This is a genomic window from Pseudomonas sp. LBUM1646 (assembly GCF_059716165.1).
In genome coordinates this window covers 2,312,460-2,335,461 of sequence record NZ_CP166810.1, presented here as the reverse complement: position 1 = coordinate 2,335,461, position 23,002 = coordinate 2,312,460, and the positions used below count along the sequence as shown (strand labels likewise).

18 protein-coding genes and 3 tRNA genes are annotated in these 23,002 nt (G+C 60.6%); all 21 read right to left on the bottom strand.

Going from position 1 to position 23,002, the window contains the following annotated elements:
• Window positions 1-195: 195 nt before the first annotated feature.
• The 21 genes from ACA071_RS10485 to ACA071_RS10385 all read right to left on the bottom strand — a co-directional run bounded on the left by ACA071_RS10485 (window position 196) and on the right by ACA071_RS10385 (window position 23,002).
• The gene (locus tag ACA071_RS10485; RefSeq protein WP_497644236.1) at window positions 196-828 is read right to left on the bottom strand and encodes an RraA family protein; all 633 of its coding nucleotides are present in this window, start codon (window positions 826-828) and stop codon (window positions 196-198) included.
• Window positions 819-1,604 carry an IucA/IucC family C-terminal-domain containing protein gene (locus ACA071_RS10480; protein ID WP_497644235.1) on the bottom strand — a complete coding sequence of 262 codons (786 nt, stop codon included), beginning with the start codon at window positions 1,602-1,604 and terminating at the stop codon, window positions 819-821. The genes ACA071_RS10485 and ACA071_RS10480 overlap by 10 nt, the downstream gene beginning before the upstream one ends.
• Entirely contained in the window at window positions 1,601-2,392 is a 792-nt protein-coding gene (locus tag ACA071_RS10475; protein ID WP_054615494.1) for an ABC transporter ATP-binding protein, read from the bottom strand. Before ACA071_RS10475 ends, ACA071_RS10480 begins: the two co-directional genes overlap by 4 nt.
• Window positions 2,393-2,404: 12 nt before the next feature.
• Window positions 2,405-3,436, bottom strand: coding sequence for a FecCD family ABC transporter permease (locus tag ACA071_RS10470; RefSeq protein WP_497644234.1), 1,032 nt, complete (start codon window positions 3,434-3,436; stop codon window positions 2,405-2,407).
• Window positions 3,429-4,418, bottom strand: coding sequence for a FecCD family ABC transporter permease (locus ACA071_RS10465; protein ID WP_497644233.1), 990 nt, complete (start codon window positions 4,416-4,418; stop codon window positions 3,429-3,431). Before ACA071_RS10465 ends, ACA071_RS10470 begins: the two co-directional genes overlap by 8 nt.
• Window positions 4,415-5,329 carry an ABC transporter substrate-binding protein gene (locus ACA071_RS10460; protein ID WP_497644232.1) on the bottom strand — a complete coding sequence of 305 codons (915 nt, stop codon included), beginning with the start codon at window positions 5,327-5,329 and terminating at the stop codon, window positions 4,415-4,417. Before ACA071_RS10460 ends, ACA071_RS10465 begins: the two co-directional genes overlap by 4 nt.
• Window positions 5,319-7,148 (bottom strand): IucA/IucC family protein, encoded by a 1,830-nt coding sequence (locus tag ACA071_RS10455; protein ID WP_497644231.1) that lies wholly within the window; start codon window positions 7,146-7,148, stop codon window positions 5,319-5,321. The genes ACA071_RS10460 and ACA071_RS10455 overlap by 11 nt, the downstream gene beginning before the upstream one ends.
• Window positions 7,149-7,152: 4 nt before the next feature.
• Window positions 7,153-7,926 (bottom strand): HpcH/HpaI aldolase family protein, encoded by a 774-nt coding sequence (locus tag ACA071_RS10450; RefSeq protein ID WP_497644230.1) that lies wholly within the window; start codon window positions 7,924-7,926, stop codon window positions 7,153-7,155.
• Complete coding sequence (locus ACA071_RS10445) at window positions 7,920-9,779, bottom strand: IucA/IucC family protein (RefSeq protein WP_497644229.1); 1,860 nt, start codon at window positions 9,777-9,779, stop codon at window positions 7,920-7,922. The genes ACA071_RS10450 and ACA071_RS10445 overlap by 7 nt, the downstream gene beginning before the upstream one ends.
• Before the next feature lie 17 nt (window positions 9,780-9,796).
• Window positions 9,797-11,212 carry a DHA2 family efflux MFS transporter permease subunit gene (locus ACA071_RS10440; protein WP_497645286.1) on the bottom strand — a complete coding sequence of 472 codons (1,416 nt, stop codon included), beginning with the start codon at window positions 11,210-11,212 and terminating at the stop codon, window positions 9,797-9,799.
• Window positions 11,209-12,411: a type III PLP-dependent enzyme gene (locus ACA071_RS10435; protein ID WP_497644228.1), complete on the bottom strand. Its 1,203-nt coding sequence runs from the start codon at window positions 12,409-12,411 to the stop codon at window positions 11,209-11,211. The genes ACA071_RS10440 and ACA071_RS10435 overlap by 4 nt, the downstream gene beginning before the upstream one ends.
• Window positions 12,404-14,185 (bottom strand): IucA/IucC family protein, encoded by a 1,782-nt coding sequence (locus ACA071_RS10430; RefSeq protein ID WP_497644227.1) that lies wholly within the window; start codon window positions 14,183-14,185, stop codon window positions 12,404-12,406. The genes ACA071_RS10435 and ACA071_RS10430 overlap by 8 nt, the downstream gene beginning before the upstream one ends.
• A gap of 208 nt (window positions 14,186-14,393) precedes the next feature.
• Entirely contained in the window at window positions 14,394-15,770 is a 1,377-nt protein-coding gene (locus tag ACA071_RS10425; RefSeq protein WP_497644226.1) for a diaminobutyrate--2-oxoglutarate transaminase, read from the bottom strand.
• Between the two features lie 361 nt (window positions 15,771-16,131).
• Window positions 16,132-18,555 (bottom strand): TonB-dependent siderophore receptor, encoded by a 2,424-nt coding sequence (locus tag ACA071_RS10420; RefSeq protein WP_497644225.1) that lies wholly within the window; start codon window positions 18,553-18,555, stop codon window positions 16,132-16,134.
• 67 nt (window positions 18,556-18,622) lie between these two features.
• Window positions 18,623-19,573: a FecR domain-containing protein gene (locus tag ACA071_RS10415; RefSeq protein ID WP_497644224.1), complete on the bottom strand. Its 951-nt coding sequence runs from the start codon at window positions 19,571-19,573 to the stop codon at window positions 18,623-18,625.
• Window positions 19,570-20,079: a sigma-70 family RNA polymerase sigma factor gene (locus ACA071_RS10410; RefSeq protein ID WP_497644223.1), complete on the bottom strand. Its 510-nt coding sequence runs from the start codon at window positions 20,077-20,079 to the stop codon at window positions 19,570-19,572. Before ACA071_RS10410 ends, ACA071_RS10415 begins: the two co-directional genes overlap by 4 nt.
• A gap of 379 nt (window positions 20,080-20,458) precedes the next feature.
• A tRNA-Asp gene (locus tag ACA071_RS10405) sits at window positions 20,459-20,535 on the bottom strand.
• Between the two features lie 92 nt (window positions 20,536-20,627).
• Window positions 20,628-20,704: transfer RNA gene (locus tag ACA071_RS10400), tRNA-Asp, on the bottom strand.
• Window positions 20,705-20,759: 55 nt separating this feature from the next.
• Window positions 20,760-20,835, bottom strand: a tRNA-Val gene (locus ACA071_RS10395).
• A gap of 185 nt (window positions 20,836-21,020) precedes the next feature.
• Window positions 21,021-21,794 (bottom strand): SDR family oxidoreductase, encoded by a 774-nt coding sequence (locus tag ACA071_RS10390; RefSeq protein WP_497644222.1) that lies wholly within the window; start codon window positions 21,792-21,794, stop codon window positions 21,021-21,023.
• Window positions 21,791-23,002 carry an O-succinylhomoserine sulfhydrylase gene (locus ACA071_RS10385; RefSeq protein ID WP_054052945.1) on the bottom strand — a complete coding sequence of 404 codons (1,212 nt, stop codon included), beginning with the start codon at window positions 23,000-23,002 and terminating at the stop codon, window positions 21,791-21,793. The genes ACA071_RS10390 and ACA071_RS10385 overlap by 4 nt, the downstream gene beginning before the upstream one ends.

The following is a 23,002-nucleotide window of genomic DNA, read 5'->3' as shown; positions in this document are numbered from 1 at the left end:
GGTTATGTTCTGGGGATCTCGAGTCTTGCAGAAGCGCTTTTGAACGAAGCAAAAGGCTGTAGTTGACAGTGCAAAGCTGACCGAAAGGTTAACTTTATAGGTTTCTGCGATTGCCGCAAACAACCAGTTACAAAAAAACTGACCAATGAATCAAATTACTGCCGCATTGCGCTGCAATAGATCGATGAACAAGCCTTAGGTCTGGCGGGCGTCGAGTCTTTGCAGGAATTCCGCGCGTCGGCGTTGGTCGGTTTCTTCCTTGGCCAATAATTCCGGCAAAAGCTCCGCCGCGCGCTGGGCATCGAGGATGAAGACGCCGTCATCGTCACCGATGGCCAAGTCTCCCGGTTGAACCCGAACTTCGCCGATCTGGATCGGCTGATTGACCTCCCCTTGGGCACCAATTCCACGAGTGGTATACGCACTGACGTCGCGGCAAAACACCGGCAAACCATGACGGCGCAAGGCGCTGACATCGGTGACCGCGCCCGACACCACCACCCCGGCCAGGCCTTTGATCAAACCGGCCAGCGTTCGCAACTCACCCCAACAACCACACTCAGCATCGCCCACGCATTCGATCACCAGCACGTCGCCCGGTTGGCTCAGCAACAACGCCTCACGCAAAACACTGCCATCCGGCGGGAAGACTTTGACCGTGACCACGTTGCCGAGCATGCGAATGTTGTTGAACAACGGTTTGATCCCGCGCAGGAAGCCGTGGTCGGAAAAGTGGCCGAGGGTGGACGATGGGATGGATCGGTATTTTTCGAGCAACTCCGGACTGATCAGTTGCTGGCGGGGACTAATCAGGTAACTCATCGGCATTTTTTCCCCGGACGCAGCAATGGGCAGGTCGAGCAGTATTCAGCGGGCTCAGTGGCCAGGTAGTAGAAGCAACAGGTTCGGCGAAAGCGAATGCTGCGTTGCCCTTCATCCACCAGCGTCGGCGGCCGGCGGAAATGGCTCAGCGGGTTGTAATCGAGACCGAACAGCGCGGGTTCGGCTTGGGTCAGCAGCCACTGGAAGTCTGCTTCATAACGTTCACGGATCACTGGATCATCGATTTTCGCCATGCGTTTTTCGTACAGCGAATACACGCGCACCGCAGTGTTTTCCCAGAGGATGCGCCGGGAAACGCCGGTGACTTTATTGAAGGTTTGCCACAGCGGTTTCAGCAATCCGGCGAACAACGCCTGCACTAGAGCTTCGCGCCAGGCCTCGCGTTCGCCCGCTTCATACGTCAGCGGAAGGGAATGGCCAATCGGCATCGACGACGTCCACAACCCGTCATCGTGGCCGTACTCGATCACCGTATTGTCGAGCGACAGCAACAGCCCTTTGTCGTACACCGACATCGCATACAAACACGCGCCAGTCGCCAGGAACGACAAACGCTTGCCCAGCAGTGAGGCGGTAATCGCCCGAGTCGGCGAGCCAATCACCGGCCCCAACGCATCCAGCAGTTGCGCGCACACGTCCTCCTGCAACAAGTCCCGGGCCATCAGTGCACGCAACGGGTCGCGTTCAGCGCTGTCCTTGAGCCGCAACCCGCCGGACAGCACCGCCCACTCAGACTCGGTGAAATGGCCGGCCAGATTCATTGCGGCAGTTCCCGGCCAAACGGAATGCACAGCGGCGTGCCGAAGAACGGATCGGGAATGATCCGGCAATTGAGGTCGAACACGGTTTTGACCAGCGCCTCGGTCAACACCTCATCGGGGCGACCCTGGGCAAACGCGGTCTGGTTGTGCACCGCGACCATGTGATCGGCGTAGCGGCAGGCCAAATTGAGGTCGTGCAGCACCATGATGATGGTTTTGTTTTCGAGCCGGTTGAGGTCGCGCAGCAGGTCCAGCACTTCGATCTGGTGCGCGAGGTCAAGGAACGTGGTCGGTTCGTCGAGCAGCACGATGCCGGTGTCCTGGGCCAACGTCATGGCGATCCACGCCCGCTGGCGCTGTCCGCCGGACAACGCGTCCACCGGCCGATCCGCCAGGGCCAGCAGACTGGTTTGCGCCAGCGCGCGATTGACCATGGCTTCGTCTTCCGCCGACCACTGCTGCATCCAGCTCTGATACGGGTAGCGCCCCAACGCCACCAATTGCCGGACGGTAATCCCCTCCGGGGCGCTCGGGGTCTGGGGCAAGATTGCCAACTCCCGGGCCACCGCCGCCGTGGATTTTTGCTGGATATCCACACCGTTGAGAATCACCGAACCCTGCTGCGGTTTCAGCAGGCGGGCGAAGGATTTGAGCAAGGTACTTTTGCCGCAGCCGTTGCTGCCGATCAATACCGAAATCTTGCCTTGGGGCAGTTGCATGTCCAACGCGTCAATAATCACCTGGCGCTGATAACTCAGGGTCAGGCCGCGACTTGCAATCGACGTCATACGTTGAATTCCTTAATGACGTTGTTTAATCAACAGATAGAGAAAAAAGGGTGTGCCCAGCACGGCAACAAAAATCCCGGCGGGCAAGTCCAGCGGCAAAAACAGCGTGCGCCCGGCGAGATCGGCCAGCACCACAAGGTTGGCCCCGACTAGCGCGGCCATCACCGCTTGACCACCAAAACCCGGCGCCACCAGGCGCTTGGCAATGTGCGGCGCAATCAACCCGACAAAGGCAATCGCCCCGCCCCAGGCAATCGCTGCACCGGCCAGGGCCACGCTGACCAGTAGCAAACCAGCACGCAACCATTGCACACGCACGCCGATCCCTTGGGCGAGGCTGTCGTCCAGTTGTTGCACCATCACCTGCCGCGCCAGGAACACCAGCAGCGGACAAATGCCCAGCAACCAACTGCCCAGCGCCAGCGGTTCCGGCCAACTGGCACCGTACACGCTGCCGGTCAGCCAGACATAGGCTGACAAGGTTGTGGTCAGCGGGCTGAACACCAAAATGAATGTAGTGGCAGCGGTCAACATCGCGGAGATACCGACACCGATCAACACCAGCCGCAGCGGTGAAGTCCCTTGCTTCCAGGCCAGCAGATAAATCGCCAATGCCGCCAGCCCCGCACCGAGCATCGCCGCCAGCGGCAGATACTGTTGACCCAGCGCCACCGAGAAAAACGACAAATACAACACCGCCGCCGCACTGGCACCGCTGGTGATGCCCAGCAGGTCCGGCGAGGCCAATGGGTTGCGGATGATGCTTTGCAGGATCAGCCCCGACACCGACAACGCCGCCCCCACCAGCGCCGCCAGCAGCAGGCGCGGAAAGCGCAGTTGCTCGACGATGAACGTCAGGCTGGCGTCCTGGTTCGACAGTAATATGCGCAGCACTTCCAGCGGCGAGAGCATGACTTTGCCCAACGACAGCGAGCCGAGCATGATCAACGCGGTCACCATCAACGCCGCCAGCAAACGCCACAACGTCGCGACATTAATGCGCCGGGAAAACCCGCTGCGGCGCCAGGTCAGGACCTTATCCATAACGACCTCCACGCCGGGCCAGCAGGATGAAAAACGGCGCACCGAACAGCGCCGTCATCACGCCCACCGGCACCTCTTGCGGCAGGATCAGCACCCGCGACAAGGTGTCCGCCAGCAACAAAACAATCGCGCCCAGTAGCGCGCATCCCGGCAGCAACCAGCGATGGTCGATGGACAGCCCCTTGCGCACCATGTGCGGCACCAGCAAGCCGATAAAACCAATGCTGCCCGCCAGCGCCACCGCACTGCCCGCCAGACACACCACCAGCACAGCCATCAACAAGCGGATCAAACCCGTTCGCTGTCCGAGACCGGTGGCAATCTCTTCCCCAGCATTCAGCACATTGACCTGCCCCGCCAGCAACATCGACCCGAACAATCCAAGCACGCCACACAGCAGCAACGGCGCGGCGACTGACAGGCTGCGTTCGGTCAGCGACCCCGCGAGCCAGAACAGCACCGTGTCCAGCCCATCCTGATTGACCACCAGCAACGCCTGGCTGAACGCCGAAAACAGCGCCGCCATGGCCGCGCCTGCCAATACGATGCGCAACGGGCTGAGACTGCCCTGCCCCATGTTGCCGATCAGCCACACCAGAGTGCCCGCCACCGCTGCGCCGATAAACGCGCACCACAGCCACGCATCAGGGGACGCCAGGGAGAACAGCGAGGAACCGAGGATGATAAAAAACGTCGCCCCGGCGTTGATCCCGAACAGGCCGGGAGACGCCAACGGATTGCGCGTCAGCGCCTGCATCAACGCGCCGGCCACCGCCAGGCTCGCGCCCACGGCCATGGCCATCAAGGTCCGCGACAGCCGCGTGGTGGTCACCAGCACATGGCTGACGCTCAACGGATCGGGATGCACAAATGCGGCGAAAATCTGCGACAACGGAATCCACGTGGCCCCGACTGCCAAGCTCAGTAAGCAGCTCAGGAGCAAAACAACGCCCGCGCTCCACATCTTCAACCCGTTGCTCATGAGGCGGTGACCAGACGCGCAACGTCATCGAGCATCAGATTCGCGCCAAGCATGCCGCCGGACAGGCTCCAGGCCACGCCATCGACCCGCCATACTTGCCCTTGCTGCGGCGCGCGCATTTGCTGCCACAGCGGATGCTGCACCAGGCTTTCGTAGTTTCGCTGCACTGCCGCTTTCTCCGCGCGCAAGAAGATGAAGAAAATATCGGCATTCACCACCGCCAGGCTTTCCTTGCTGGTGAGTTTGATCGACACCCCGCTCGCCGCCCGGCTGGCTTCACTCCAGTCGAAACCCAACTCGCTGATGACCGAGCCTGGAAAACTCGCCGGTAAATAGCTGCGGATATGGTCTTCGCGCACATCGAGAATCGACACAGTCGGCGGCCAGCGCCCGGCGAACTTTTGCTGCAATTGCAGGCGCAGTTGCGCCACGCGCTGTTGCCATTGGCCCAGCAACTCATCGGCTTGCTGCTTGCGGTACAGGGCGATGCCCATCAGCGCCAAGGTCTTTTTGAACTCAAAGACCTCATCCAGCATTACTACCGGGGCGATCTGCTTGAGCAACGGGGCGATGCGTTCATGGCGAAAGCGCGAGGCGATGATCACGTCCGGTTTCAGCAGCGCGATGTCCTCCAGGCTGGGCTGAGTCTCCAGCCCGACATGGGGCACCTGATCCAGCGCCCAACGCAAATAGTGATAGGTGGGTTTTTCGCTCCAGGAGTCGACGATGCCGCACGGCGTAACGCCCAACGCCACGGCGCTGTCGGAGGCGCCCTGAAACAGGGTGATCACCCGCAGCGGCGCGGCGTCGGTTTGTGCCCACACAGGCATGGAAAACCTGAGTGCAAGCACCCCCAAAGACAGGCGCAACAGCGTGCGCCTGGAGGGCTGACATCGTGGTTCAGGCTTCATTATTCAACCGGTGGAAAGGGTTCACCACTTGGCCTTTGCCGAACGGCATGCTGCCGGGGCCGCCCGCGCGCTCGATCATCGGTGTGAGCAGTAGCTTCTGTGGCCAGTGGGGTACTTCGAACAATTGCTGTTTAATCATCGCCCGAGCTTCGGTGTCGAAGTCGATGGTGTCAATCAACTCATTCAACACTTCGCCCATTGCCGTCCACAAACCGCGTTCCGGCAAGGCGTAAACCAGCGCCAGCGTTTCGATGATCGAGCGGAAATTGACCTGGATACCCAAGGTCTGCAACCAGAACAACAGGTCTTCAGGACGCTCGTGATACAGCGTGTTGGCGTGGCCCTTCTTCAATCGGTACGCCGGATCGGCGAGGCCGTTGCGCTCTAGCCATGGCACGAAGATGCGCAGCGAATCGTGATCGCGCAACAGCAAGCCTTGGGCGTACCCGTCCTTCCACACCAGTACCGCGTTCTGCCCGTGGATTTCCCCGAGCATGCCGATGCGGAACATCCGCAGGTTGATGTCGAAGAAGCTGTGGCACAGCTCGCGGAACAGGGTCATCACCGAGGCCGCATTGGCCGGCAGTTGGCGGTAGGTCATCCAGTCATCGAAAAAGTGCTGATTGCTGCCGGGCAGCGGCGTGCCGAGGGCGGCCATCGGCACCAGTCGGGTGTCCGGGTCTTCCAGCAACGCCGGCGGATAGCCACGGACCATGGCTGCCAGATGACGTGGTGCTTCGTCGAACAGCGTCGCGTCCGGCGGCATGAACGCCCACCACTTTGTTTCATCGCACAAGTGCAGTTTCTGTTGCAGGGTTTCGTCTTTTTCCAAGCCCTGACGCAGCAACTTTTCACTCAAACCGCCGTTGATCATTTTCACCGCCGGCAGGTAACGCGAAGCGCCGAGGGAATAGATCGCCATTGGCAACTTCAGGTAGTCGGCGCTGTTGAAGCACGGGGTCATCGAGCGCAACGACGAGGTGGCGTAGAAGTCACCGTCGTTGAAGTCCAGGCGCTGGCAGTCACCCTTGGCGAAGGCGTCGCCGAGTTGCGCTTGCAGCACGTGATCGAACTGCCACGGGTGCACCGGCAACGCGATATGGCTTTCGTAAATGCCCCGCTGCTGCATCTCGTGTTGCAGGCCGGCGTGTAACGCGAACGGCAACAAATACTCGGCGGGACTTTGCTGCGCCAGGTCGGTCACGCCGTCGCCGCATTGCAGCAACGTGCGGTCGATGGCGACCCAGTTCAGCGCTACTGGCCGGGCAAATTCCGCCTGATAGTGCTGATATTCCGCGTCGTTCAAACCCTGCTTGGCTTTGGCCAGCGGGTGGTAAGGACGATCACGCAGCGACGCCCACTGCTCCATCGCCAGGAAGAAATCGCCGTTGCTCTTTTCCAGCAGACGTTCGCTGTCGACCCGATGAGCCAGGGACAACTCGGTCTGGCGCACGCTGGTGCGCAGCACATCGAGGAACAGCGCAAAGCCCTTTTCATTGTCCTGATAGCGGTCGGTCATCCCCGCCAGCACTTGGGTCATGAAGGCTTCGGGGGCCAGTTCAGCCAGTTGACCATTCTCGCGCCCCAATACCGGCGTGCCCGGCACTTTTTCCCATTGCTGAGTGATGCCAGGGCGCAAGGCCACGAGGATCGACTCGCGCCATTCCCAGATGCGCTGCTCGGCACTCAACCCGGTAAACGGCTGGTCGGCTGCGGGCGCCACCAGGCTCAGCGGTTCAGTCCCGAAAAAATGTTCGGCCAGCAAACAATCGACCAGATCCTGCATCACTCTGTCGGCGGCCATTGTGGTGAAGTTCATCGGATTATTTCCCTTCTGCTGAAGTGGCGGCCAATTTGGCCTGGAGGGCGCGAAAAGCGATGCCACGCTCGTCACCCAAAACAAAACTTTTAACGCCCCGGCCCAACCAGCGTTCGTGGTCGCCCGGTTGGCGTGGAATCGCGCAGTACGGCACGCCCGCCGCACTCGCTGCCTGCCAACTGGCGAGCAGCGCTTGCTGGACTTCGGGCCGGTCAATCTGCCAGGGCGTTCCCAGCGATTGCGATAGATCGGCGGCGCCTTCGAGGATCATGTCGAGGCCGGGCACCGCAGCAATCTCCCCCGCACGTCGCACGCCTTCGGCGCTCTCGATCATCGCCACGATCATGATTTGCCCGTTGGCCAGCCCGATGTATTCCGCCAGGCTGTGCTTGCCAAACGCGCCGGGGCGCCCGGCGTTCAGGCTGCGGCCGCCCAGCGGGTGGTATTTACAGGCACGGATGCTTTCGGCCAAAGGCTCGGGGCCTTCGATCATCGGCAACACGATGCCTTGGGCGCCGCCATCGAGCAGACGCAGCATCGTTTTCGGGTTGAGGTCCGCCACTCGCACCAGCGGCGTGAGCGCATAGCTCTCGGCGGTGCGGATCATGTTCTCCACGGTTTGCGGATTGATCAGCACGTGTTCCATGTCGATGATCACGAAATCGAAACCGGCTTCGGCGATCAACTCGATGGCCGCGGGTGACGGAATCGAGCTGATCAGGCCATAGGCCGGCGCGCCCGCGCTGAGTTTCTGCTTGAGCAGATTGGTCCTCAGCATGATTGCGGCCGGAAGGCATGCAGCGGATTCGGCACCGATTTGAAACGACGTTCGCCATCGCCCAGCAGGCGGCGCTTGGTCAGTTCTTCGACTTCGTAGAACGGCGCGAACACATCAAACGCGTCATAACGCGGGCGGTGCTGCGGATGCTCAGACTGGTAGCTGGTAATCAGCTCGGCGGTCATCTGCCAGAACTCGGTTTCTGCCAGTTGATAGTGCTGATGTAGGAAGATCGCCATCTCGGCCAGGGCGATGAAAAAGAACGAATCACAGGAGAAGTCGCGCACAGCATCCACGTCGTCGGTGAGGATGAACGAGTTGCGGTTGAGCTTGGCGTGGCTGGCAGGCAGCGGTACCAGGGTCGGGGCCAATTCGGGGCGGCCGAGGTGCTGCGGCGAATAGCGCACACCGTCGTGGAAGTCTTTCAGGGCGATGCGTTGCGGCCAGCCCTGCTTGACGATGAGGACGATGTTTTGCCCGTGGGATTCCATGCCGATGCCTTCGGCGTAGAGCATGTGAATGATCGGCGACACCGCGACCTGCAACAGTTGGCGGGTCCAGGCGTGCAGGCCGTATTGCTTGATCCAGGCGTCGATAAACGGCGTCTGCTCACCGCTGCCGTAGCGATTGTCCCCAGAGCTCAAGCCATTGAACGGCACCGCTTGCTCATCGGCTTCCAGGTATTGATGAATGCTTTCGCGCCACAGGGTGCCCAGGGTGCCGTAGGCCTGGGACATGCGCGTGGCGGGCAGGTGGTCGTAGGCAAAACTGACGCCGACCACCTCGCCGAGAATCACAAAGCCAAGGTCGCGGGCGGTGCTGTCGCTGCGGATCAACTGGTGCAGCCAGTCGGTGATGATCGGGCCGTTCATCACCGTGTGCCGGGCCAGAATGCGCGTGCTGGAGGTGTTGGTCATGCTCAGTGCGAGCTTGACGTAAGGCCGCTGTTTGTCCGTGACGTTGGCCAGGGTGCGGATCGACTGCTGCGCTTTATATCGATCCTCCGTGGTGCCCAGATGGATGATTTCACCGCTGACCAATTCCGGGTAGAACACGGGAACAACGACGTTTTCCCACTGCCACGGGTGCACCGGCATCAGCCAGCAATCGCCCATCGACTTGCCTTGATCGGTGAGGTTTTCCGCCAGTTCCTGCCAGCGCTGGAGGCCGAATTCCTGCTGAATGAAGTCGTCGTAGTTCAGCTGCTGGGAGATGTTCATCGCCCCGCAGGTTTTCGCCACGGCGAGCCAGACGATGGCGACTGGCGTGGCGAACTCTGGTCCGTAATTGGCGTTGTCCTTGAGCGAGAAACCGATGCGCGACTTGTAGCAAGGGTGATAGCTGTGGGCGTCCATGAAGTGCTGTTCCAGCGCATCGACGTCCAGCTGATGGCTAGGTCGGGCGGCTTGATAACCCTGGCTGCGCGATTGCAGGTCCTTGAGCAGGGTTTGTTCCAGTTCATGGGTGAAGCGTGGCAGGTGCGGGCTGTCCTGAAGATCGCTCAGCAATTCGGCCAGGGCTTGATGCAGGTGCGGTTGGCTGTGTTTGCCTTGGGCATCGACGCGCTCAAGGCTGGAGTAATCAAGGCGGATCAGTTCGAAACTGGCGCTGAGCAAACCGGTGCAGTGATATTCCACAGGCTGTTGCTGCGCATCGACGCCGCTGACGACAAAACGGTATTGGCTGCCACTCAACGGTGAATGGCGGTACGGCAGAACGTTTTCATACAGCAGGGTTTGCAGCAATTGACCGACCACTCGCTGTTCCACTTGTTGATAGCGTTGGGTGTCGGCGGTCGCCAGCCAGACGCCTGGTGCCTGAGGTGTTGCCTGAGAAGAGGTCGCCATTGTCATACCTATCGATTAAAGAATTAACGGTGTTCGAGGGCCGAGGGCAGTGCCTCGGCCGGCTCGTCGGATGCGTGTACGGGAAAACGCCAGGCGCAGGGCAGCGCCAGCAAAACGAGGATGCCGGTGGCCATGAATACTTCGCTGATTGCCTCAGAGTTGCCTGCGGAATGAACCCCCGCCCCCAGACGAAATTCGAGCCAAAGCGAGGCGATGACGATGGCCAGTGACGACACGAGGCGCCGGGAAATGTTGTTCATCGCCGCGCCCTGGGTGACCATCGGTTCAGGCAACGCATTGAGCCCGGCGGTGGTGATCGGGATGTACGACAGACCCAGCCCGGCGCCGCGAACCATCATCAGGAAAAACACCATGGCGATGGAGGAGCCGGCGCCGAGCATGCCCAGGCCGAGCGTCGCAGCACCGGTCATCAGCAGTCCCCAGAACACCACGCCCCGTGGCCCATATCGATCCAGCCAGCGGCCGCCGAGATTGCCGAACAGGCTGGCAAACGCCGCCGTGCACAGCAGCGACAGACCGGTCCAGATCGCGCTGTAACCCATCACCACCTGCACCAGCAGTGGCAACAACACCAGGCACTCAAACATGCCGACCGACTGCACCACCGCGATGATCACGCTCAGGCGATAACCGCGCAGGGCAAAGATGCGCAGGTTGAGCAGCGGCGAAGTACGGTTCAGCTCCAGGCGCACGAATGCGACCAGACAGACGATGGCCGTCAGCAACATGCCGAGGTTGAGTGGATCGGTCAGGGCTTCGGCGTGGCGCAGGCGACCGACCGCGATCATCAACAGGCCAATGCCCGCCGCAATCAGCAGGTAACCCGCCAGGTCGAACGGTTTGCGTTCGGTCGCTTCAGACGCCGGCAGCACCGCCACGCCAAGGATCAGCGCGACGATGCCAATCGGCACGTTCATCAGGAACAGCGAACGCCAACTGAACCACTCCAGCATCAGGCTGCCGCACAACGGCCCCAACGCCGGCGCCAGCATCACCGCCGCGCCCCACAGACCGGTGACCCGGCCGCGCTCGTCTTTGGCGTACACCGAAAAAATGATCGCCAGCGACAACGGAATCATCAGGCCGCTGGCAATGCCTTGCACCACGCGAGCGGTAATCACCAGCGCGATGGAGTTGGCGAAAGCGCCCATCAGCGAGCCGCAGACAAACAACGCCACGCCCCACAGGTACAAGCGCTTGCGCCCTACCCGCTGGCTGAGAAAACTGGTCAGCGGCATGGTCATGCCCATGCTCACCATGAACGCGGCGACGATCCACGTCGCCAGCACCGGCCCGATGTCGAAGGCGGTCATGAACGCTGGCAACGCCGGGTTGAGCGAGCTGTTGTTGAGGCTGACGGTCAACGTGCCCAACAGCACATTGACCACCACCAACCAGCGCGGAGCGGCCACCGTCAAACCCAAGATGCGCCTCCTACAAACAGCTGCGGTGGTCGCGGATGGCAGAGAAAATCGGCATGAGAGATGTTGTAGCCGTAGGCCCCGGCGAGCGGCAGCACCAGCATGTCGCCGACCTCAACGCCAGTCAGTGGATAATCGCGACTCAGTACATCCTTGGGCGTGCAGAGTTGCCCGACTACGGTCCACTTCTGCTCCACTGCGCCCGATGTGATGGGGTGCCGAGGCAGATGAATGACCGGGTGATCGTGTCCTTGGGCCACCGGCAAACGGAACTGATGGGTGCCACCGCGACAGACCAGGAAGTGCTTGCCGTGACTGGTTTTACTGTCCAGCACTTCAATGGCGTAGTAACCGCAATAAGCACTGATGAAACGACCGGGCTCAAACCGCACGATCGGCGCATCGGCACACGCTGCCAGGGATTCCCCCAGATGCGCGCACAAACGCTGCCAATCGAACTGCTCCGCGCCGAGGTAATTCACGCCAATGCCGCCGCCGACATTGAGGTGGGTGATCGTCGCTGGATTAGCCGACAACGCCTTCCATTGCGGCCAGCGTTCCAGGTACAGGTCGAGCAGTTGTTCGTGGCGTTCCACCAGCGACTGATGGGACATCGCGTGCACATGGAAACCCTTGAGCCGCAGATGGCTGGCGTTATCGACCCAGCTCACCGCTTGCGCCAGTTCTGACTCGTCAATCCCGAACGGCGTGGCGGTGCCGGCCATTGCCAGTTTGCTCGACAGCGGCGACGGCAGTTCCGGGTTGATGCGCAGCAACACGTCCTGCACCCGTCCCGCTTCCAGTGCCAGCCGTTGCAGGCGGACGATTTCATTCAGGCTCTCGATGTGGATCGCTTCGACCTGATGTTGCAAAGCCGAACGCAGATCGGAATCGAGTTTGCCGGGGCCGGAGAAGATAAACGGCTTGGGCGTCGGGCAAGTTTGGAGACGATCGATCTCACCGCCAGAGGAAATCTCGAAGCCGTGCACCAACGGCGCGACGGTGGCGAGGATCTGCGCTTCGCTGTTGGCCTTGATCGCGTAGTAAAGCTCCACACCTTTGGGCAGCGCGGCCATCACTTGCGTGACGTGCTGTTTCAGCGCGTCCAGGTCATAGACGAACAGCGCCAGTGGATCTTCGTGCTGCGTGCGGGCTTCGTCGATGGCGGCCAACACCGTGGCGGGCAGCTTATCCATGCCGGGCCTCCTTGCCCCATGGGGACACCAATGTGACGTAGCCGGCCTGGCGATCAGCCTTGGCTGCCAAACGCACTTTGAGGTTGGTTTTGCAGGCAATCGGCTGACCGTCGATCAGCGCATCCAACTCCGGCGCCGCGCGACACAATTCGGCGCGGATGCTGATCAATTGCTGCTCGACCCGTTGCCACATCAGCGGCGCCAGGTGCGGACGCTCCCAGCTCAGCGCCAGCACGGCTTCGGACAAGTTATTGACGAACAGGCAATAGACGATGCGGTTCCAGCCTTGCTGGCGGGAATAGAGAAGCGACTCGCGCACTCGCGGATGAACGTCGGAATCGATCTTCGAAGCACCCAGTTCCTCGGTCAGTTTCACCCCTTCGAAATCCCGCAGCAGCAAGCGTTGCGGACGACCGTTGTCGTGCACCAGCACGCTGTTTTGCAGATGCGGCTCCATGACGATGCCGTGATTGAAGAACAGCGCCAGCACTGGCCGCAGCAACAGAGCCTGATAGTCGTCGAACCAGCTCAACAGCTGTTGATCATCGATGTCGTTGCCGTTGAAGCGGGTAAGGAATTCGTGCACCAACGGCCGCAAATGGAGGCCCCGGGCGAACAACGTGCCGGCCATGATGCTGCAGTCCGTACCGGTATCGAGGCAGAAGTTCTCGCGCAGAATCGCCCCGGTCTGCTCGCGAAACCAATGGTTGTCGGCTTCGCTGGCGGTATGCGGCGCCCAGCTCAACAGGCCCGGCTCGGCCACCACCGACAACCCGCCGAGGGTCTCGGGCTGGGTCAGTTGCAGGTTGCGGAAGATGCGGTCGATCATCAGCGCGCTTTCCAACTCGTACCAGGCGTTTTTCCTGACGCAATTGGTGATGCGCACGTTCAGCGAGCCCTTGATAAAGAACTCATGACCTTCGATGTACCAGGTGCGGATCGAGGCCGTGGGATTGGCCATCAGCCCCGTGGCACCCAGATCGACGATGTCTTTGGTTTTCAGCAGACGCTGCACCCGGCCATCCTGCATGAACAACTGCGCCTGCACCGGGTGCATGCAAATCACCGCGTGCCCTGGCCGTGCCTGGGACTGATCGGCAAAACCGGCCAACACTTGGGCTTTGCTCAAGCCATTGGCACCGACGTTCAACCCTTCCAACGGCACCTCGAACAAGTGCATCGCCGTGCGTGCCTGGAATTCCGGGGCGTAGGTTTCCTGGGCCAGATGAGCGGGCCACAGCCGCGCCTTGGGGGCCGGGTGGTTCGGATGACCAAACCACAAGCCCTGCTCGCTGGCCAGGTAGCCGCTGAGCGGATCCGCGTCCATCGGGGTGTTGTGGCCGACGATGGCCGCAGTCAACAACTGGCTCTGCAACACCTGATCGAGCAACTCGTCGTTGCTGGCGCGGGTCATGTGTTCGCAAGCGGCGAGTAACTGCTCGACGAACTCGGCAAACCGCAGGCTCGACCAATCGCCTTCACCGCGCCGGGCATAGACGTCCGACAGGTAACGATGACTGCCGAGCCCGTCACGGCGATCCACCATTACAAAGAATTGCTGCTGGTTGGGCAGGTTGATGGTCAGGGGAATGCCCTTCCATTCAAGGCCCTCGAGGTAACTGCCCGGGGCGATGCCTTGCATCTGCGTCGGCCAACTGTAACTGAGGCAGTTTTCCGGCAAAGCGAACTCTTTAATTAAACAATTAAGCAAGGCGCACGTTGTCGCCAACTCACTGACCATGTTCGGTAAAACACTGCGATTTGGATGATTCATGGGTGCTCCACCGTAGCCCGCGAGGCCACTGGACACGTTATATGGCGAAAAAATTAGTTGCTGATCGACCGTTTCAACGGCCGACGGAACTCCACGTAACGACTTCACTTCACTGAACCTTTTAAACATTCAAACGACGATCAACGTGATTGGCACCAGCGTCATCAAACTGCAACTCGGCGGATTGTTAAACTCTTCGATTAAACATTCACGGACGCAGCTGCAATAAAGCAGCCGCCATGGCGTTATCAAAACGCTGGATCACTTGCTGGCATTGTTCATCGTCGATAATCAATGGCGGCAACAAGCGGATGACATTGCCCTTGCGCCCGCCGCGTTCCAGCAGCAGGCCTTGTTTAAAGCAGTGTTGCTGAATGGCCACGGCCAGCGCCGGGTCCATCGGGAAATGCCCGTGGCGATCAGCCGGTTGGCGTTCGTCAACGATCTCGATGCCCAGCATCAGGCCGCGACCGCGCACCTGGCCGAGGGCCGGATAATGCACCTGCAACTCGACCAAACGGTCCTTGAGCCACTGGCCACGGCGCTCGGCCTGGGCGGCGAGGTTTTGCTGTTGCAGCACCTGCAATGTCGCGAGCCCGGCGGCCATGGCCATTTGGTTGCCGCGGAAAGTGCCGGCATGGTTACCAGGCTCCCAGGCGTCGAATTCGCGACGGATGCCCAACACCGCCATGGGTAAACCGCCACCGACGGCTTTGGACATGACGATCAGGTCCGGTTCGATTTCAGCGTGTTCAAAGGCAAACATCTTGCCGGTGCGACCGAAACCGGTCTGCACTTCGTCGAGGATCAGCAGAATGCCGTGCTTGCGCGTCACCTCGCGGATCGCCCGCAGCCAGCTTGCCGGGGCGCAGTTGACGCCGCCCTCACCTTGCACCGCTTCTAGGATCACCGCCGCTGGCAACGACACGCCGCTTTCGACGTCTTCAATGAACTGGGTGAAATAGTGGGTCAGCGCCTCGACCCCGGCCTCGCCGCCAATGCCCAGCGGGCAGCGGTATTCGTGAGGGAACGGCATGAACTGCACGCCGGGCATCAGGCTGGCGATGGCATTTTTCGGCGCGGTATTGCCGGTCAGGGCCAGGGCGCCGTGGGTCATGCCATGGTAGGCCCCGGAGAAACTGATGATGTTGTTGCGCCCGGTGTAGGTCTTGGCCAGTTTCAGCGCGGCCTCAACGGCATCTGCCCCGGACGGCCCGCAGAATTGCAGGCAATAATCACGGCCCTGGTTCGGCAACAGGCTGAGCAGGGTTTCGCTGAAGGCGTCCTTGACCACGGTGGTCAGGTCCAGCGTGTGCATCGGCAGGCCCGAGGCCAGGAAGCTGTCGAGGCTGGCCATGACGGCCGGGTGATTGTGCCCCAGAGCTAAAGTGCCGGCGCCGGCGAGGCAGTCAAGGTAACTATTGCCCTCGACGTCGGTGACCCAGAGTCCGTGGGCCTTGGCAATTGCCAGTGGCAACTTGCGTGGATAACTGCGTACATTGGATTCGAACTTGCTTTGTCGAGCCAGATAGTCGGCATTGGTTTTTTGCAATGGATTAGAGTGCAATACGCCATCATTCAACATCGGTTTATCCTCGATAAGTTTCGATATGAAAACTATTCCCATTTACAAAATGACGCAACTGCTTGCTTGCACTTTTTGGGAATATTTACATAGCTCGACAATCAGTTATTAAAACCATTCACGCACACAAAATCACAAGTTATATAAACTTGTTTAAGTGCTCATCAGTGCCATTATTCGGCCATGTTCTTGTTATAAGACTGACAACTTTGTTACTACCTTGAGACAGGCACTAACTTATAAAAAAGTATCGCGATAGATCATCAAGTCAGCATGGACATGGATGTTTCCTCTGCAGGAATAAACGGATGAAACAACCGACGGCGCCCTTCCCTGTGGCGCAGTGCACGGTTGCCTCGATTTAGAAGTCGACAGTCGCCGACAGGAGATAGGTGCGTGGGGTCGACAGCGTCAAGCCAGGCTCGCTGTCATCCGAAGCCCCGGCGGAACTCCAGTAGCGCTTGTTCGCCACGTTCTCGATATTGCCACGCAGGGTGATGTTCTTTTCGTCAACCTTGAACGCGTAGCGAGCGCCGACGTCCATACGCGTCCAGGCGTCGATTTCCTTGACGTTGGACTGGTCCAGGTATTGCGAGCTGGAATAGATGGCGCGGCTGGTCAGGGTCAGGCCCTGTACGCTGCGCACATCATATTCGGCGCCCAGGTTGACGTTGTATTTCGGCGTGGCCGGCGCGCGGTTGCCGTCGAAGAGGCCGCCGGTGGTCTTCTTCAACTCGCTGTCGATGTACATGACGCCGCCGAGCAGGCGGAAACCATCCAGCGGTTCACCGAACATGCTGAGTTCCACGCCGGTGTTTTCGCGCTTGCCGTTCGGGCCGAAGACCCGCGTAGTGGCGTTGGTCTCGTAGGCCGGTTGCTTGATCCGGAACACCGCTGCGGTCACGGCGAATGGCCCCGCATCGTACTTGGCGCCGACCTCGACCGAACGGCTGATGAACGGCGGGAAGATCTCGTCTTCGTTGACCGAGGTCGACGGCGCGATCTTGCCCTGGCTCAGGCCTTCCATGTAGTTGGCGTACAGCGACAGCTTGTCGGTGGCCTTGAACAGGATGCCGCCCGATGGCGACACCTTTTCATCATCGTAGGCGGTGTCGCCTTTGACGTTATCGGTCCAGTCGTCAACCTTCACGCGCTGCCAGCGTGCGCCGAGGGTCAGCAGCACGCGGTCATCAAAGAAGCCCAGGGTGTCGGACAACGCCACGCCGGTGGAGCGGTTCTCGGTATAGACCTTCGAATCCTGTCGCGTGGGATTGTTCGGCGTCGGCGTTTCTACCGGGTTGTAGAGGTTGCTGGGGGCGGAGGCATAACGGGCGCCGCCATTTTCGAAGTCCATATAGAAGTAGCTGGCCGCCAGGTTGATTTCATGGCTGACCGAACCGGTATGAAACCAGTTGCGTACGCCAAAATTGGCCGTCCGAACATTCTCGTCACGGGTGAAGTCACGGGGTTGAACGCTGAAATCGCCGGCGTCATTGGTGATTGAAACGGCGTGACGGAGGAAGTCATGATTACTTTTGCGCGCACCCACGCCGCCGTACAGCATGACTGAATCGCTGACATCGAATTCGCCGTTCACCGTGCCGAAGGTGTCCTTGGTCCGCGCCTTGCTCCAGGGCTGCGCATAGTTGCTGCGCACCTCGCTGGCATGGGGAACCTGCGCGTTGGCGCCGACGATCACACGCTCCTGCGGGGCGTCGGTATCACGCTCGGTGTGCCCCACGTCCGTCGAGAGACGCAGACGTTCACCACGAAAGTCCAGGCCCAGCACGGCCATGTCGCGGTCGACACTCTGGTGATCCCATTCGGTGTCGCCGGACTGCTTCACACCGTTGAAGCGAATACCGAACTTGTCATCTTCACCAAAGCGCCGGCCGATATCCACGGCACCGCCGAGCTGGTTATTAGAGGCGTAGCTACCGGTGAACGAGGTGATCGGCTTGTCGGTCGCGCGCTTGGGTACCACGTTGATCCCGCCACCCACGCTGCCTCGCGGCGAGATGCCGTTAATCAGTTGGCTCGGGCCTTTGATGATGTCGACGCGGTCAGCCATCTCCATGTCGATCGTATAGGTCGGCAGGACGCCGTAGAGGCCGTTGTAGGAAACATCACTGTTAAACAGGCTGAGTCCGCGAATGGTGAACTGTTCATAACGCCCACCCGCCGGGTTGGTGGCGCGGACCGAAGGATCGCTGGCCACCAGGTCGCCCAAGGTCCGAGCCTGCTGGTTCTTCACCGCCTCGGCGGTGTAGGTGGTCATGCTGAACGGCGTTTCCATGAAGTCTTTCGAGCCGAGCATGCCTTGCGAGCCTTTGCGCGCGACTTGGCCACCGGCATACACCTCGCCGTCCGACCCGCCCGTGGCACCGAGAATCGAAGTCGGCGCCAGTTGCAGACTGCCGCCTTCTGGTGCCGGGGTCAGGATGTAGGCCTGATCGCCCACTGGCTGCAATTGCAGACCGGAACCCTGCAACAGCCGGGCAAAGCCCTCCTCGACCGCGAAGTCACCGGACAGCCCTGGGCTGTTACGACCGCTGACCAGCGCCGGGTCCACCGACAGATTGACCCCGGCCAACCCGGCGAAACGGGTCAGCGCGGCACTGAGGCTGCCGGCCGGCACCTGATAGCTGCGTTTAGCCGCGTCTGCAGCCCAACCGGCAGTGATGAACAACGGACAGGCACTCAGGCTCAACAACAGACTCAAGTGCAACAACGGGCGCAGCCTGGATGGAGCCAGACGCGTACTGCAGGGCATCACTGCGGGCATTGAGAATCTCTCTGATTTCGTTTCACTTGTCTTGAATGACAAGCGACGCGAAAAAAGGGGACACGCCTTAAACAATATTTTTGCGCGGCAGCAGCGTTACCCAATAACGCGTACGCGAATGCACCTCCAGCGGCAGGCTGGCCGCTAGCAACGCAAGGATGCGATCAGTGTCTTCCAGACGGAAACTGCCGGTGACGCGCAAGGATTCCAGTTCGGGTTCCCAGCGCAACACGCCCGGGCGATAGGTGCTGAGCTCGCGCAAAAAACTCCCCAGCGGCTGGTTTTGCGCCATCAGTACACCGTCACGCCAGCCTGGGGCGAGCACATCGAATGGCTCCACATTGCCGGCGCCCGTCGCCTGAAGGCTGACCTGTTGGCCGCCTCGCAAGGAAAAGACCGGCCCGCGTAGAGGCTGCAACTGCACCGAGCCTTTAAGTACCGACACCTTGCAGCCCGTCTGGCCCTGACGCACGCACACGTCGCTCTGACTGACGAGCACTTGCCCGAAGCGCGTCTGGATCGTCAGCGGCGAGGTCCCAGGCACGTTCAGCGCAATTTCGCCTTCCACGAGTTTCAGCAGGCGGTTCTTCAGGTCGATATCGACGGCAGTCGCGGTATTCAGTTGCAACGAGCTGCCATCGGCCAACTGGACTTTCTTGCCCTCCCCGGTCGCGGTACGCAGGTCGGCGCTCCAGACGTCCAGGGGCAGCTGCCGTCTGATCAGCCAGGCGGTCGGCACCAGCGCCACGGCACCGACGGCGCGTTTGAGCACAGTGCGCCGACTGGCTTGCGGCCGATCCAGACTGGCCATCGCCAGTGCCGGTGGCAGGTCGGCAAAGCGTTGGCGCAAAAGCTGGGCTTTCTGCCAGGCCTGTTCGTGACTGGTATGGCTATCACGCCAGCTCTGCAGGTTGGCGCGATCCCGCTCATTAGCGCTACCGGATTCCATAAGCGCCAACCACTGCGCGGCGGCCCGCACAACCTGGCGGGCTTCGGCCGACGGTGGCGAACCGATCACAGTTCCACCAGCAGGCAATGCTCGTAGGCCTGGGCCATGTAGCGCTTGATCGTGCGCTCCGAGACTTGCAGGCGCTCAGCGATTTCCGAGTAGCCCAGGCCTTCCAGCTGGCTCCAGAGAAACGCTCGTCGCACCGGTCTCGGCAAGCCATCGAGCAATTCGTCCAGAGCTTGCAGGGTTTCCAGCAGGATCCAGCGCTGCTCGGGGGACGGCACGCAGTCCTCCGGCAGCAGCGCCAAGGCATTGAGATAGGCCTGCTCCAGGCCGCGACGCTTGTAGAAGTTGGTCAGCAGCCGCTTGCCGACTGTCGCCAAGTAGGCGCGGGGTTCTTGCAGGTCGGCAATGCGCTGGGAGCTGGCGAGTAGACGCACAAACGTATCCTGACTGAGGTCCGCCGCATCACAGCCATTGCTCATGCGTCGTCTCAACCAGCTTTCCAGCCAGCCCCGGTGATCGCGGTACAGGTCGTGGAAGGTTTGCCCCGTCGGCATCGCTGCATCACTCATCTAAAGGAACCCTGCGCGAAGAAATATTTTAAATGCGACTCATTCTAATTAGTGATGGGACTTCAAATAAAGCGCTTTGTGCGGTTTGCACCCAGTAAATACTTGAATAAATGAATGTCGGACGGGAATTTCGGCGCGCAAGCACCGGTTAATCAGGGCTGCGCGTGATTGAGAGGGATTATCAACAGGAGTGAGATTTTTGCGTATCCGCGCTCGGTCGACGGATGCGAATCCCTGAGGACGAGGGGAAAGGAGAAAAAAGCCAAATCGCAGACACAAAAAACCCCGGTCTTTCGACCAGGGTCTTTGCTATCGACTCGAAGTCAGCCAGCGGCTTTCTTCGTAGCTTCAAGGCGTTCAGTGGGCCTTGAAGCAGATATGGCGCAGCGGACGGGACTCGAACCCGCGACCCCCGGCGTGACAGGCCGGTATTCTAACCGACTGAACTACCGCTGCGTATCGCTTTGAGCTTTCGCTCAAGTAACTCGTCTGACTGAAAGCTTCGAGGCTTTTCAATCTCGAACCAGGCAAAACCTGCTTCGGAAATATGGCGCAGCGGACGGGACTCGAACCCGCGACCCCCGGCGTGACAGGCCGGTATTCTAACCGACTGAACTACCGCTGCGCGTCGGTGGAGGCTTTTAAAAGCTTCCATCTTGCTTTCGCAAGACTCTCGGAAGTGGTGGGTGATGACGGGATCGAACCGCCGACATTCTGCTTGTAAGGCAGACGCTCTCCCAGCTGAGCTAATCACCCGGTTTGCATCTCCGAGGCCGCGAAATTTACGCAGGTAGCGAACCTAAGTCAATAGCAGGATTGAAGTTTTTTCAAAACAGCTTCAAGTCGCAAGCTACAAGCGGCAAGTAAAAGCAGGATTGCGAACTCTGGCCATGCACCGGCTCGCTCTTACTTGCCCCTTGCAGCTTGAAACTTGCAGCTGTCTACGCGTAGACCATCTTCTTGGTCATGCCGCCATCGACCACGAACTCCTGGCCCGTGACAAAACCGGCATTGCGGGATAACAGCCAGGCCACCATCGCCGCTACGTCCTCGACCGTCCCTACCCTGCCCGCCGGATGCTGGGCATGGTCGGCGTCGGTCAGTGGCTCCGCACGCCTTGCAGTCGGGTCCCGTGCATCAATCCAGCCCGGGCTGACCGCATTGACGCGGATCTCCGGCCCCAGGCTGATCGCCAACGCGTGAGTCAGGGCCAACAGACCGCCCTTGCTCGCCGCGTAAGCCTCGGTGTCCGGTTCCGACTGCCCGGCGCGGGTCGAGGCCAGATTGACGATCGAACCGTTGTGGGCGCGCAGGTACGGTGCACAGTGCTTGGCCAGCAGCATCGGCCCACTGAGGTTCACCGCCAATACGCGGTTCCAGTAGGCCAGATCGAGGCTTTCCAGGGTGATGTTGTGCGGATCGGCGACCGCCGCATTGCACACCAACGCATCCAGGCGCCCGAACTGCCCCAGCACCTCGGCGACGCCCAGTGCCACTTGACCTTCGTTCGACACGTCCATGGCGATGAACCAGGCGTTGTCGCCCAGCACCTTCGCCACTTTCGAACCGCGCACCCGATCCAGATCCGTCAACACCACCTGCCAGCCTTCGCTGATCAGCCAGGCAGCGATGCCGAGGCCGATACCACGCGCGGCACCGGTGACCAGTGCAACGCGGCCATGGGTGCCTGTACTCGGCGTGGACAATTCGATCACAAGGCAGCCAACCCGCGCGCCAGATCGGCTTGCAGGTCGGCCACGTCTTCCAGGCCGACCGCAATGCGGATCAGGCTGTCACGGATACCTGCGGCTTCACGCTCTTGCGGCGCCAGACGGCCGTGGGAAGTGGTGCTCGGGTGGGTGATGGTGGTCTTGGTGTCACCGAGGTTGGCGGTGATGGAAATCAAACGGGTCGCATCGATAAAGCGCCAGGCGCCCTCTTTGCCGCCCTTGACCTCAAAACTCACCACCGCGCCGAAGCCCTTCTGCTGACGCAGGGCCAATTCGTGCTGCGGATGGCTCTTGAGGCCGGCGTAATGGACTTTCTCGATGCCGTCCTGCTGCTCCAGCCACTCGGCCAGTTGCTGGGCATTGGCGCAGTGCGCCTTCATCCGCAGGTTCAGGGTTTCGAGGCCCTTGAGGAAGATCCAGGCGTTGAACGGGCTGAGGGTCGGCCCGGCGGTGCGCAGGAAACCGACGATTTCTTTCATCTGCTCGCTACGACCGGCCACCACGCCGCCCATGCAACGGCCCTGGCCGTCGATGAACTTGGTCGCCGAGTGCACGACGATGTCCGCGCCCAGCTTCAGCGGCTGCTGCAAGGCAGGCGTGCAGAAGCAGTTATCGACCACCAGCATCGCGCCTTTGGCGTGAGCGATTTTCGACAGTTCGGCGATGTCCACCAACTCGGCCAGCGGGTTGGACGGCGATTCGACGAACAACAATTTGGTGTTGGCCTTGATCGCTGCGTCCCAGCCGGACAGGTCCGCCAGCGGCACGTAGTCGACTTCGACGCCAAAGCGCTTGAAGTACTTTTCGAACAGGCTGATGGTCGAACCGAACACGCTGCGCGAGACCAGCACGTGGTCGCCGGCACTGCACAGGCTCATCACCACCGCCATGATCGCGGCCATGCCGGTCGCCGTGGCCACCGCTTGCTCCGCACTTTCCAGCGCGGCGATACGTTCTTCGAACGCACGCACGGTCGGGTTGGTGTAACGCGAGTAAACGTTGCCCGGCACTTCACCGGAGAAACGTGCCGCCGCATCGGCAGCGGTACGGAATACATAGCTGGAAGTGAAGAACATCGGATCACCGTGTTCGCCTTCCGGCGTACGGTGCTGACCGGCGCGTACGGCCAGGGTATCGAACGCTACGCCATCGAGGTCGCTGTCCAGCCGACCGGCATCCCAATCCTGACTCAT